Annotated in this window: 17 protein-coding genes; all 17 read left to right on the forward strand. The window is 72.4% G+C overall.

Translation table 11 applies throughout. From position 1 onward, the window contains the following. Positions 1 to 520 (forward strand): hypothetical protein (locus ACEXOX_RS46115; RefSeq protein ID WP_406527043.1); only part of this gene is annotated, 520 nt, incomplete at its 5' end. Beyond that, a complete protein-coding gene (locus ACEXOX_RS46120; protein WP_406519478.1) occupies positions 517 to 1,026 on the forward strand; it encodes a hypothetical protein in 510 nt (169 codons plus the stop codon). The genes ACEXOX_RS46115 and ACEXOX_RS46120, both read left to right, overlap by 4 nt. A gap of 67 nt (positions 1,027 to 1,093) precedes the next feature. Beyond that, positions 1,094 to 1,243, forward strand: a complete 150-nt coding sequence (locus ACEXOX_RS46125) for a hypothetical protein (RefSeq protein ID WP_406519477.1) — start codon at positions 1,094 to 1,096, stop codon at positions 1,241 to 1,243. Continuing rightward, on the forward strand, positions 1,240 to 2,337 hold the full coding sequence (dnaN, locus tag ACEXOX_RS46130) for a DNA polymerase III subunit beta (RefSeq protein ID WP_406519476.1): 1,098 nt from the start codon (positions 1,240 to 1,242) through the stop codon (positions 2,335 to 2,337). Before ACEXOX_RS46125 ends, dnaN begins: the two co-directional genes overlap by 4 nt. A gap of 75 nt (positions 2,338 to 2,412) precedes the next feature. Continuing rightward, positions 2,413 to 3,408 (forward strand): YqaJ viral recombinase family protein, encoded by a 996-nt coding sequence (locus ACEXOX_RS46135; protein WP_406519475.1) that lies wholly within the window; start codon positions 2,413 to 2,415, stop codon positions 3,406 to 3,408. Continuing rightward, the gene (locus ACEXOX_RS46140; protein WP_406519474.1) at positions 3,405 to 4,232 is read left to right on the forward strand and encodes a recombinase RecT; all 828 of its coding nucleotides are present in this window, start codon (positions 3,405 to 3,407) and stop codon (positions 4,230 to 4,232) included. The genes ACEXOX_RS46135 and ACEXOX_RS46140 overlap by 4 nt, the downstream gene beginning before the upstream one ends. Further along, positions 4,229 to 4,540 (forward strand): hypothetical protein, encoded by a 312-nt coding sequence (locus tag ACEXOX_RS46145; protein WP_406519473.1) that lies wholly within the window; start codon positions 4,229 to 4,231, stop codon positions 4,538 to 4,540. Before ACEXOX_RS46140 ends, ACEXOX_RS46145 begins: the two co-directional genes overlap by 4 nt. A gap of 60 nt (positions 4,541 to 4,600) precedes the next feature. Beyond that, entirely contained in the window at positions 4,601 to 4,975 is a 375-nt protein-coding gene (locus ACEXOX_RS46150) for a hypothetical protein (protein ID WP_406519472.1), read from the forward strand. 276 nt (positions 4,976 to 5,251) lie between these two features. Next, a complete protein-coding gene (locus tag ACEXOX_RS46155) occupies positions 5,252 to 6,208 on the forward strand; it encodes a hypothetical protein (RefSeq protein ID WP_406519471.1) in 957 nt (318 codons plus the stop codon). After that, positions 6,205 to 7,167, forward strand: a complete 963-nt coding sequence (locus ACEXOX_RS46160; protein ID WP_406519470.1) for a DNA cytosine methyltransferase — start codon at positions 6,205 to 6,207, stop codon at positions 7,165 to 7,167. Before ACEXOX_RS46155 ends, ACEXOX_RS46160 begins: the two co-directional genes overlap by 4 nt. Before the next feature lie 89 nt (positions 7,168 to 7,256). After that, positions 7,257 to 8,219, forward strand: coding sequence for a helix-turn-helix domain-containing protein (locus tag ACEXOX_RS46165; RefSeq protein WP_406519469.1), 963 nt, complete (start codon positions 7,257 to 7,259; stop codon positions 8,217 to 8,219). Beyond that, complete coding sequence (locus tag ACEXOX_RS46170) at positions 8,200 to 8,817, forward strand: DnaA ATPase domain-containing protein (RefSeq protein ID WP_406519468.1); 618 nt, start codon at positions 8,200 to 8,202, stop codon at positions 8,815 to 8,817. The genes ACEXOX_RS46165 and ACEXOX_RS46170 overlap by 20 nt, the downstream gene beginning before the upstream one ends. Then, positions 8,814 to 10,166, forward strand: coding sequence for a replicative DNA helicase (locus ACEXOX_RS46175; RefSeq protein ID WP_406519467.1), 1,353 nt, complete (start codon positions 8,814 to 8,816; stop codon positions 10,164 to 10,166). The genes ACEXOX_RS46170 and ACEXOX_RS46175 overlap by 4 nt, the downstream gene beginning before the upstream one ends. Continuing rightward, positions 10,163 to 10,357, forward strand: coding sequence for a hypothetical protein (locus ACEXOX_RS46180; RefSeq protein WP_406519466.1), 195 nt, complete (start codon positions 10,163 to 10,165; stop codon positions 10,355 to 10,357). The genes ACEXOX_RS46175 and ACEXOX_RS46180 overlap by 4 nt, the downstream gene beginning before the upstream one ends. Before the next feature lie 121 nt (positions 10,358 to 10,478). Continuing rightward, complete coding sequence (locus ACEXOX_RS46185) at positions 10,479 to 10,667, forward strand: hypothetical protein (protein WP_406519465.1); 189 nt, start codon at positions 10,479 to 10,481, stop codon at positions 10,665 to 10,667. After that, entirely contained in the window at positions 10,667 to 11,350 is a 684-nt protein-coding gene (locus ACEXOX_RS46190; RefSeq protein ID WP_406519464.1) for a hypothetical protein, read from the forward strand. The genes ACEXOX_RS46185 and ACEXOX_RS46190 overlap by 1 nt, the downstream gene beginning before the upstream one ends. Positions 11,351 to 11,380: 30 nt before the next feature. Further along, the gene (locus ACEXOX_RS46195) at positions 11,381 to 11,764 is read left to right on the forward strand and encodes a DUF2493 domain-containing protein (protein ID WP_406519463.1); all 384 of its coding nucleotides are present in this window, start codon (positions 11,381 to 11,383) and stop codon (positions 11,762 to 11,764) included. Positions 11,765 to 11,831: the final 67 nt, after the last annotated feature.

Consider the following 11,831-nt stretch of genomic DNA (forward strand, 5'->3'; position numbering starts at 1 on the left):
GGTCGCCCCGGAGGAAAGCTCCCTCTTCTGGTGGGACCTGATCACGTGGCCTTACAACCTGATCGTCAACGGCTCCCACGGCTCGTTCCACTTCTGCCGCTTCGGCGAGGACACCAAGGACATGTTCGTCCTCTTCCGCGACAGCCGCGCCGGACGCTCCATCAACCCGGACTACTGGGAGGAGAAGCTGCGCGCGGGCAAGGCGAAGGACTGGTCGGCGAGCAGGTTCCGTTCGTGGCTCGTCGAGGAGGCCGCCGCCTTGGAGGCCCGCTACCCGGGCACCGTCGAGGCGATCGGCAGGCAGATCCTCAATTCGGACGAGCACGACATCCAGTATGCGGAGACGGCCCGCTACGCGTGCCAGCAGTTCCGGCACGGTGACGTGACGCTGCGCTTCCCGGACGAGTGGGACCTGTCGTTCGAGGAGTTCGACTGGCAGTACTTGTGGCAGTGCCACGCCATCGTCTCCGGCATCGCCCGGTACGACGCCGCCCGCAAGCAGGCGGAGGTGGCCGCATGAACGCCGAACAGTGGAACAAGCGGTACCCCGTCGGTACACCCGTCATCGCGTACCCGGGCGTCCGGCCGGAGGACCCGCTCGCCGTGGCGGTGCGCCAGCGGCAGGAGTCCGGCGGCTACGTCGATCCGGGGTCCGTCGACCTGTGCAGGCGGCTGGTGACCGTGACCCGCACCCCGGCCTGGACGCTCGGCCACGGTGAGCCCGTCGTCTCCGTCGAGGGCTACGCGGGCGGCATCTGCCTCACGCACATCGACGTGGCTGACGACCGCCTCGCACAGGACCACAAGCGCCTCGCGGCGTATTACGAAGCTCTCCTCGACGCGTGGCAGGCGTATCAGGAGCAGCAGCCCGTCGGCCCCGACCTTGAGCACGTGCTGGCCGACGCCGCGAAGGCCGTCGCGGACAAGGAGCAGCGGGAACTGCGCGCCGAGTGTGACGACCTGGTGTGCACGGTCGTGCGGCTCACCGCCGAGAACGCGCGGCTGCGGGCGGCGCTCGCGGCCTGACCCCTAGCGGCCCGGCGCGGGCGTGCCCGCCCCGCCCCCGCCGGGCACCCAACACCTGGAGAACACCGTGGAACAGCTCACTCTCTTCCCCCTCGACGATCTCATTTGCCAGCCGGTCCCGGCCCGCCCGGTGTCAGCAGAAGATGAGCCGGACGCCGGCACCGGCAGCCCGCAAACCGAGACGCTGTTCGAGGCGAGCGCGGAGGGCCGGCCGTGAAACTCCGCTGCGACCGCCGCGAACTCGCTGAGGCGACTGCCTGGTCGGCCAAACAGCTCGCCGCCAAGCCCACCGTGCCCGCCCGCGCCGGGCTCCTCCTCGAAGCCGCCGCCGACAGCCTGACCGTCTCCGGCGTCGACTGGGACGTCACCACCCGCAGCAGCCTGCCCGCCGACGTAGGCGAGCCCGGCCGCATCGTCGTCCCCGGGCGGCTGGCCGCGAGCGTGCTGGCCACCTTCCCCGGCGAGTACATCGACCTCACCCTCGACGGGCAGCAGGCCGTACTCGCCAGCGGGGACGCCTCCTTCACGCTCAGTCTGCTGCCCGCCGAGGACTATCCGGCCCTGATGGCCCGGCCGCGGCCGGCGGGCACCGTTGACGGCAGCCTCTTCGCCGACGCCGTCGGCCAGATCATCGGGGCGTCCGACCCGACGGTGGCCGCCAAACCCTGGATGGGTGCCGTACACGTCGCCACGGACGGCGAGCAGATGACGCTCACGGCCACCGACTCCTACCGGCTCGCCGAACGCACCCTCACCTGGCGCCCCGCCGACGGTGCCGCCGACCTCGATGCGCTGATGCCGGGCCAGGCGCTGCTCGATGCGGCCAAGGCCATGGCGGGCGGCGAAGTGTTGCTGTCCGGCGACCTGCCGGCCGGTCTCGGCACCGCCACCCGCTACGCCTCGCTCGCCCTGGTCGACCGCACGGGCCGTCCCGACGTCCACAAGAACATCCCGCGGTTCACCACGACCGGGACCGTCGAGGTCGCCCCGCTGATTGCGGCCATCAGGCGGGCCTGCCTGGTGGCCACCGACCGCAAACCGAAGATCCTGGTCGGCTTCAAGGGCACCGAAGTCAGTGTGCGGGCCGCCGGAGACACTGGCGCCGTCGCCAGGGACACGCTGCCCGCCGATCTGCTCGACGGTGACCCCATGCAGATCGCCTTCAAGCCCGAGTACCTGCTCGAAGGGCTGCAGCACATCACCGCCGACGCCGTGCGCTTCGAACTGCACAGCCCCACCCGGCCGGCCCGTCTGCAGGCGGCCACCGGCGACGCCGACTACCAGTACCTCGTCATGCCCGTCCGGCTCTGACCCATCCACCCTGCCGGCCGTCCGCACCATCACCGCCGCGGGCGGCCAGGCCCCCCACACCCGAAAGCAGGTCACATGAGCACCACGCGGCCTCTCACGTTCCCGTCCGGCGCGACCGTCGTCCTGCCGCCCGACGCTCCGGCCGACGACTGGCACACCGTCCGCAGGACCGGGCTCGGCGGCAGCGACATCGCCGCGATCTGCGGACTGAACCCCTACACCAGCCCGCTGGAGATCTGGCTGCGCAAGACCGGCCAGGACGTGCCGCCGCACAACGACCCGGTCCTGTCCGAGGCCGCGCTCATGGGGCACGCCCTGGAGCCGGTCGTCGCCACCCGCTTCATCGCCCTGACCGGCCTGCCCGTCCACGACCACCCCGGCACCCTGCGCCGTGCCGACATCCCGTGGGCGCTGGTCAACCTGGACCGGGCCACCGACGAAGACGGCCAGCGTGGCGCCCTGGAGATCAAAAGCCGGTCCTCCTACGCCCTGAACGACTGGCTCGACGAGCCGCCGGTCGCCGTACAGGTGCAGCTGCAGTGGCAGCTGTTCGTCACCGGCTGGTCCTTCGGCTACACCGCCGTCCTGATCGGCGGGCAGCGCACCCTCGTCCACCGCATCGACCGCGACCAGGCCCTCATCGACGACCTGGCCCGCATCGCCGGCGAGTTCTGGTCCTGGGTCGAAGACGGCATCCGCCCGCCCGTCGACGGCAGCGCCGCCACCGGCGACCTCCTGGACCGCCTCCACGCTCATCCCACCGACACAGTCGTCGTCGCTGACGCCCTGGAAGTCGAGCAGCTGATCAAGCAGCGCGCCACCGCCAAGGAGCAGATCGCGGCAGGCGAGCTGGCCCTGACCGACGCCGACAACCGCCTCAAGGCCATCTGCGGCGACGCCACCGAAGTCCACATCCGCGGCGAACACGCCTACTCCTGGCCCCGGTACCGCCGCAAGGGCGCCATCAACTGGCGCGCCCTGAAGGACGACCACCCCGAGATCGACCTCGACGACTACCGCGGCGAGCCGACCACCTATCGCACCCTCCGCGTCCACCTGGAGAACCTGTGACCACCACCGCCCGTAACGCCGTCGCCCGCCGCGCCGAAAACGTCGGCGCCGTCCAGCAGAACGGCAACGGCCAGGCGCCGAGCCTGCAGCAGCAGATCGACCGGATGCGGCCCGAGATCGCCCGTGCCCTGCCCAAGCACATGGACGCCGACCGCATCGCCCGCATCGCGCTCACCACCCTGCGGCGCACCCCCAAGCTCGGCGAATGCAGCCCCGAATCGTTCCTCGGCGCGCTCATGACCTGCTCCCAGCTCGGCGTCGAGCCCGGCGGCCCCACCGGCGAGGCCTACCTCGTGCCCTTCAAAGGGGAGGTCACCTTCGTCCTCGGATACCGCGGCATGGCCAAGCTGTTCTGGCAGAGCCCCATGGCCAAGAGCCTGTCCGCGCAGGTCGTCTACGAGAACGACCACTTCGAGTACGAGTACGGGCTCGACCAGCGCCTCACCCACCGCCCCTCGCTCGGCGGACGCGGCGGGCCCATCGCCTACTACGCGGTCGCGACCACCACCAGCGGCGGCTCCGCGTTCGTCGTCCTGTCCCCGGAGGACATCGAGAAGCACCGCAAGCACTCCGCCTTCCCCAACGGCGGACCTTGGCGGGACCACTACGAGGCGATGGCGAAGAAGACCTGCGTGCGCGAGCTGTTCAAGCTCCTGCCCATCTCCGTCGAGCTGGCGCAGGCCGACGCCCAGGACGGCACCGTCCGCACCGACGCCCAGCCCGAAGCCCTCGATGCGGCCGGCCCGTACATCGCGGGCGAACAACTGGCCCCGAGCGACGGCTCTCTTGAGGGCGAACTCGTCGACGAGGGCGGTGCGGCGTGAGCAAGCCTCCCGAGGCCGAGCAGCCCGTCACCAGGGTCACGGCACTGGACGTGAGCGCCTACCGTGCCGCACTCACCTCCTACCGCAACATCGTCGTCGCGCACATCGCCTGGACGCTGGTCTACGCCGAAACCGACGAAGAGCACGTTGGAGCCTGCCAGCTCGCGGCCAGCCTCGACAAGGCCGGACTCAACGTCGACACCGAGATCGAGCAGCGCGTCGACGAAATCGGCTGCGCCGTGACAACCGCTTGGAAGCGGCCGTCCATCCGACGCGCCGAGCGGGACAGCGAACCGGCCCCCTTCTAGCCCGCGGCCGTCCCCGCCTGCGGCCATCAGGCGGGGCGCCGCTACCCCAAGGAGTAGCACATGAAGAAGCAGACCACCGCCGAGCGTCTGGCCGCCACGGACCGGGACGCCCGCCTCACCGACATCGTCGCCCGAGCCAGCAGCTGGGACCAGTTCCTCGTCCAGCAGGCCGTCTTCGCCTACGGCCTCGCCAACGACACCTTCAGTGCGAACGACCTGCGCGAGGTGCTGCCGGAGCTGTCGCACGGCTTCCTCGGCGCGGCCATCAACGGCCTGCGGCAGGGCGGCGTCATCGAGCACACCCGCCAGTACGTGCCGTCGACGTCCCCGGCCACGCACGGGCATCCGGTCGCGGTGTGGCGGCTGTCGGTCAAGGGCCTGGTCATCGCCGAGACGCGTGATGGCCGCGCCAAGCAGGCGAGGGCAGCCGCATGAGCGCCGCGAACGTCGCCCTGCTGCTCGGTGCCGCGGGCTTCACGCTCCTCGCCTACGCCGTGCACACCTGGACCGGCGTCCGCCGCCAGGAGGCCCTGCTGCGGCGCATGGAAGCCGCCACGGTCCGCATCGCTCGCCGCCCGGCCGGACCCGAGACGCCGTTCCTCGTCGGCCGCGAACCCCTCGACGACCCCGCCGGCACCGACACCCGGCCCGGCAGCAACGAAGCCGCGCTTTCCGTCTGCGAACAGATCTGGGCCACCGAACAGGGGAGAAATGAGCACCGCGACCCGGCCGCTGCCGCCGCACGGCGAGCGCCGCTGCTACCTCCGCGGCTGCCGGCGCCCCGAATGCCGCTCCGCCCAGATCCGCTACCTGAAGCAGTACCGGCTGGACCGGGAACGCGACGGCCTCCGACGCACCGACGCGACCGGAGCCGCCGCACGCGTCCGGGCCCTGATCGAGGCCGGATGGAGCCACCGGCAGATCGCCGCGGCGAGCGGCTGTTCCTGCCGGGCCATCGCCTCCCTGGCCCTCGGCGAGCACGCCACGATTCACGCGACGCTGGCCGCCCGTATCATCGCCGCCCGGCCGACCCTCGCGCTGTGCCCGCCCGCCAGCTACGTCTCTGCCCTCGGAGCCCGCCGGCGCGTGCGTGCCCTCATGGCCATCGGGCACACCCGCAACGCCATCGCCGCGGCGGTCAGCATCACGCCGGGCAACCTCAGCATCCTGATCAACGAGCAGCGGCCGAAGACGATCGCCCGGCACGCGCAAGCCATCGCGGCCATCTACCCGCACTGGGCCATGACCCCCGGCAGCGACACGAGGGCGCGACTGCGTGCCCAGCGCGAAGGATGGGCCCCGCCCGCCGCCTGGAGCGACGACACCATCGACGACCCGTCCGCCCACCCGGACTGGACCGGGCACTGCGGCAGCGACCGCGGCTGGTGGCTGCACCGCATCCACGAACTGCCGCTGTGCGCACCGTGCGAGGCGGCCCACCGGCAGTGGCTCGACGAGCACCGGAACCTGCCGCGGGGAGAGCGCGCCCGCGCCATGGGCCTGGCCCGCGCCGCCGCCTCCAACCGAGGCCCCGCCACCGCCGAGAACATCCGCGAACTCCTCGCCCTCGGCCACGACGTCGAGCAGGCCGCCGAACGCCTTGGCATCACCACCAGCTACCTGCACCAGACCCTCGCCCGCTACCCCGAGATCGGGGAGGCGGCGTGATCGAGTTGTTCGCCGGGCCGGGCGGCCTGTCCCTGGCCGCCCGACGCCTGGGCATCGAGGGCACCGGTATCGAGTGGGACGGGGCGGCCGTCGCGACCCGTCGCGCCGCCGGGCTGCCGACCGTGCACGGCGACGTGCGCAAGCATGGGCCCGCAGACTTCCCGACCGCCCGGGTGTTGGGAGCGGGGCCGCCGTGTCAGACGTTCACCGTCGCCGGCTCCGGAACCGGCCGCCTGGAGATCGCCCGCATCGTCGAGGCGATCAAACGGATGGCCGCCCGCGAGACCGTCGATACGGGCATGTTCGCCGACGAGCGCACCGCCCTGGTACTGGAACCGCTGCGCTGGGTCCTGGAGGCCGTCGACGCGGGCCGACCGTACACCGCGGTCGTCCTGGAGCAGGTGCAGGCCGTCCTGCCCGTCTGGCGGGCCTACGCGGCCGTCCTCCGTGAGGAGGGCTACCACGTCGCCACGGGCGTGCTGCGCACCGAGCAGTACGGGCTGCCGCAGACCCGTCGCCGCGCTGTTCTCGTCGCCCACCGCGGGATTCCGGTTCACCTTCCCGAGCCGACCCGCCGCGCCTACCGCAAGGGCGTGCCGCAGCACGAGGGCGACCCGACCCTGCTGCCGTGGGTGTCGATGGGTGAGGTGCTTGACCGGCCCCAACCGTTCACCGTGATCTCCAACTATGGGACCGGCGGCGACCCGAAGAACCGCGGCAGACGCGCCAGTGTCGAGCCGGCGTTCACCGTCACCGGGAAGATCAGCAGGTTCCGGATCGTCGACGCCGACGGCCGCGAGCAGCCCCGGTTCACGCACGGCGAGGCGGGCGTCCTCCAGGGGTTCCCCGCCGACTGGCCGTGGGCCGGACGCGACATCGCACAGCAGATCGGCAACGCCTGCCCGGTGACGCTCGGCGAGGCGCTCCTTCGGGCCGCCGGTATCAAGGCCGCCGCGTGAGAGCCCCCGGCCGGCCCCGCGCCCCGCCCCGCCGGCCCGCACCGAGGCCGCCGCCCCCAACCACCCGCACCAGCAGGAAGAAGCACGCCGTGAGCAGTGAGGCCATGAAGTGGGTCATGGAGGACGCGCCCCCGATGCCTGCCCAACTGGTCGCCGTCCTGGCCGGACTGGCCTACCACGCGGACAGCAAGGGCCGTCATGCCTATCCGTCGGTGCCGCGGCTGGCCGCCTACGCCTGCAAGGACAAGCGGCAGGTGCGCCGGGATCTGCGGCAGCTGGAGGACCTTGGGCTGATCCGCGAGGGCGATCAGGGGAGGGTGGCCCACCTGAGTGCCGACAGGCGTCCCACGGTCTACGACCTGGCTGTGGAGCGTGTCGTTCCGGGGGGACGCGCAGGGGAGGACGACCGGACGCGGACGTCCGCCCGGACGCTGGCGTCCTCCCGTGCCCGGGGAATCGGAAAACGCAGGTCACGAGGTTCCGGCCGGACGCCCACGTCCGGGGGGACGTCCACGTCCGGTGGTGAGGGGATGGACGACCGGACGCCCACGTCCCCCCGCGAGGAAGAACCCAGGTCAGACACCACCCGGGCGGACGTCCACGTCCGGGCGGACGTCCACGTCCGGGCGGACGCCCACGTCCGCAGCGACCGGACGCCCACGTCCGCCGAACCAACTACAGAACCAACTACAGATACATATAAGTCTTCTGCCGACACCTCGACGCTCGAAGCCTTCGGCGCCTTCTGGCTGACCTACCCCAAGAAGCGCGCCCGCGAGGAAGCCAAGAAGGCGTTCCTCACCGCCGTCGGGCGCGGCGCAGACCCCAAGGCGATCGTCGACGGCGCTCAGCGGTACGCCCGCGAACGCGCCGGCGAAGACCCGAAGTACACCAAGCACCCCGCCACCTGGCTGAACAAGGGCTGCTACGACGACGAGCCCGATCCCCAGCCCGGCCGCCGCGGCCTGCGCGCCGTCGGCCCGTCCACCGCGCCCCGCGACATGAACGACATGACCGAGGAGGAGATCCAGCGTGCCCTTCAGTTCGGCTGACCCCGACCCGCGCGAGTCCGTGCTCCGCGAACGCCGCGAAGACGCCACCGCCGCGTTCACCGACCGCACCCCGGCCATCTACCAGGACGAGATCCGTATGCACCCCGAGGCCGCCGCATGGGCCGTCGGCCCATGCGGCGCCCCGGCGAGCCTGTTCCTGACCGGCCCGATCGGCGTCGGCAAGACGCACACCGCCTGGCAGGCCGCACGCTGCTGGCTCGGCCGCCGCGTCACCGCCACCAGCCGCGTGCCCAGCATCGAGACCTGGCGCTCAACCCAGCTCTTCGACGCGCTGCGCCCCGACCGGGAGGACACCGCCCGGACGCTGACCCGCCGCCTGCAGCGCGCCGACCTGCTGTTCGTCGACGACCTCGCGGCGGCCCGCGTCTCGCCGACCGGCTGGACCCAGGAACGCCTCTACGAGATCTTCGACGAGCGGTACATCAACCGCCGTCCCGTCCTGATCACTTGTGATGTGCTGCCCAGCGAGATCAGCCACATCGTCGGCGACCGCGTCGCCTCCCGCCTCGGCGAGATGTGCCGCGGCGGCGTGCTCCTGCTCACCGGCGCCGACCGCCGCAAGGGCGGTGCCGCATGAGCGACATTCTGTGGGCCGAGGACGACCTGCCCGCCGGCCCGGCCGCCCTCGACGACGAGCACATCCTCGCCGCCTCGATCATGGCCCGGCCCGAACTCGTCGACGACCTCGCCGCGGCCGGCTTCGACCCGGCCGACATCACCACCGACCGGCTGCGCTGGATCTGGTACGCCGTCGAGGAAGTCCACACCGCCATCGGCGACGGAGCCATCCCGTGGCAGGCCGTCGACCGGCAGCTGCAGACGTGGCGCGCCGACGGCACCATGCCCGTCCCGCCGCTGACCCGCGTGCAGCTGTCGGACCTGTACGCCGCGGCGATGCCCGGCTCCGCCGAGTGGCACGCCGACCAGATCACCAGGGCCGCCGTCGCCGCCCGCCTCGTCGCCCTCGGGCACGACGCCCGCCTGAAGGGCCTGTCCCCGGCGTTCGACCCGGACGCCGACGTGGCCGCCCTGCAGGCCGCCCTGGACGGCGTGGTGCGCCCCGACGCGGCGGGCCGGGCCGCCACGATCGGCGACCTGCTGCCCGGCGCCCTGGAGCGGGCCGTCACACCACCCAAGGCGGGTGAGCGCATCCCCACCGGCTTCATCGACCTGGACAACCTGTTCGCCGGCGGGTGGGCGCCCGGCCAGATGGTCGTCGTCGGCGCCCGCCCCGCCATGGGCAAGACCACGTTCGGGATCGGCCTGGCCCGTGCCGCCGCGGTCCGCAACAAGATCCCGGCGCTGGTGCGGTCGCTGGAGATGAGCGCCGACGACCTCGCCAACGGTGTGCTGTCCGCCGAAGCCCGGATCGGCCTGCACCACATCAAGCTGGGCATCGCCACCGACGACGACCTGGCCCGCGCCGCCAGGGCCAGCGAGCACATCGTCCCGGCACCGCTGCACATCGACGACCAGCCGCTGCTCACCCTGCCCGGGCTGCGCGCCCAGGTGCGGCACCTGGTGCGCACCGCCGGCCTGCGGCTGGTGGTCATCGACTACCTGCAGCTCATGCAGGCACCGCGGGCGGAGAACCGGCAGGTCGCCGTCTCGATGATCTCGCGTGGACTGAAGCTCATGGCCAAGGAGTTCGGGATCACGATCGTGGTGCTGGCGCAGCTCAACCGCGGGCCCGAGCAGCGCACCGAGAAGAAGCCGATGGTCTCCGACCTGCGTGAGTCCGGCTCGATCGAGCAGGACGCGGACATCGTGATCCTGCTGCACCGAGAGGACGCCTACGAGAAGGACTCCCCGCGGGCCGGGGAGGCCGACCTGATCGTCGGTAAGCACCGGGGCGGGCCCACGGCGACGATTACCACCGCGTTCCAGGGGCACTTTGCCCGGTTCGTCGACATGAGCCAGACGTGAACGCCGTCGGCCCCGAGGACATCCGGGCGATGCGCGAGCAGGGCGACCTGAAGGACTTCCTGCTCGGTCTCGCCGGGCGTCGGCCCAAGAAGCCCGCCCCGGCCGCCGAAAAGCTGCGCCCCGAGATCCCCCGGGACCGGCCCGGCGCCTGGCCCACCGGCAGCAGCCCCCGGCCCCGCCCGCGCCCATAGCCGGCCACCTCGTCCAGGCCGCGCTCGACGGCTACCGCCGCTGGTACCTCGCCAGCCGTCCGCCCGCCCCCAGCGACTGCCCCTGCAGCACCTGTCAGCGCAGCAAAGGAGACCAGACCGCATGACCGACACCTGCCCCGACTGCTGCCGCCGCCGGATACCCCCGTGCGCCGAACGGCGCCGCGGCGGCCGGATCGCGCACGGCTACCGCTGCCCTGGCTGCGGTCACGAGTGGGTGACCGCCCGCCACTTGCCCGCCTACAGCGAACTCCACCGCCGCGCCCCGCGGCAGACCAGGAAGGCCGCCTGATGACCGCCCGCCTGACCGCATCGCAGATCACCGACAATCAGCTCGACGCGCTGTACGCCCGCCTTGCCCGCGCCGAGGCGGCCCCTGATGGCCCGCAGGAGACCCTGAGCGCCCGCGAGACGGGCCGGGAGGGCTCGGGTGGCGCCGGGCTCGTGCGGGCCGCCGAGAGGCCGTCAGAGGGGCGCCCAGCGCGTTCCGTTGGCGAGCGGGCCGCTGCGGCGGGACCGCGAAGGCCCTCCGGCGGCCACGAGGGCGCCCCGCAGTCGCCGGACGCCCCCGAATGCCCCGAGCCCCGCGAACGGGCCGCAGGCGCCCGCACAGGGCTTCAGCCCCTCCTCGCTCGACTGATCACCGATGCTGCGCACCACACGCGGTGCGCCGAGTACGGCCGCGAGTTCGGCCGCCCCGCCGACTTGATCGCTATCCACGACGGGTTCGCTGCCGGATTCAGCTCGGCCGCCTGCTACGTCGCAGAGCTGATCGCGACCGGGGCGCTGCAGTGGCGTGGCGGCCACCACGTCCCGGCCGACGACGAAGCCGCCGCCGCACGCGTCGCCGGTCAGCTCGCCGCGACGGGGCCCGAGCGGGCCCGGCAGATCCTCCGCGCCGTCCGCGGGGAGGCCGGCAAGGCGTGCTGTGGCAGCCGCACCGGCCACTACCCCGGCTGCCCCGCCAACACCTGACCCCGCCCGCACGACCGCAAGGAGACCGCCATGCACGATGCCATTCGCCCGTACCGCATCCTCCTCACCGGTTCCCGGCACTGGAGCGACCACGACCTGGTGCGCGACAACCTGGCCACAGCCGTCTTCCAGAACGTGCCCGCCGTCATCGTGCATGGCGCCTGCCCCGGCGGCGCCGACGCGATCGCGGCCTGGTGGGTGCGCCAGCACCGCCTGATCGGCCTCACCGAGGAGCGCCACCCTGCGGACTGGAAGGCTCACGGCCGCTCGGCCGGGCCGATCCGCAACCGGCACATGGTCAGCCTCGGGGCCGACCTGTGCCTGGCCTTCATCCGCGACAACAGCCGCGGCGCCACCGGCTGTGCCGACCTTGCCGAAGCTGCCGGCATCCCGACCCGGAGGTTCACCGCATGAACGACGCCGTCAACCCCGTTTGCACGATCTGCAATCGCGACCTTCGCGATGACGAGTGGGGCCGGAC

The organism is Streptomyces sp. Ac-502, from assembly GCF_045222935.1.
In the GTDB taxonomy this organism is placed as follows: domain Bacteria; phylum Actinomycetota; class Actinomycetes; order Streptomycetales; family Streptomycetaceae; genus Streptomyces; species Streptomyces monomycini.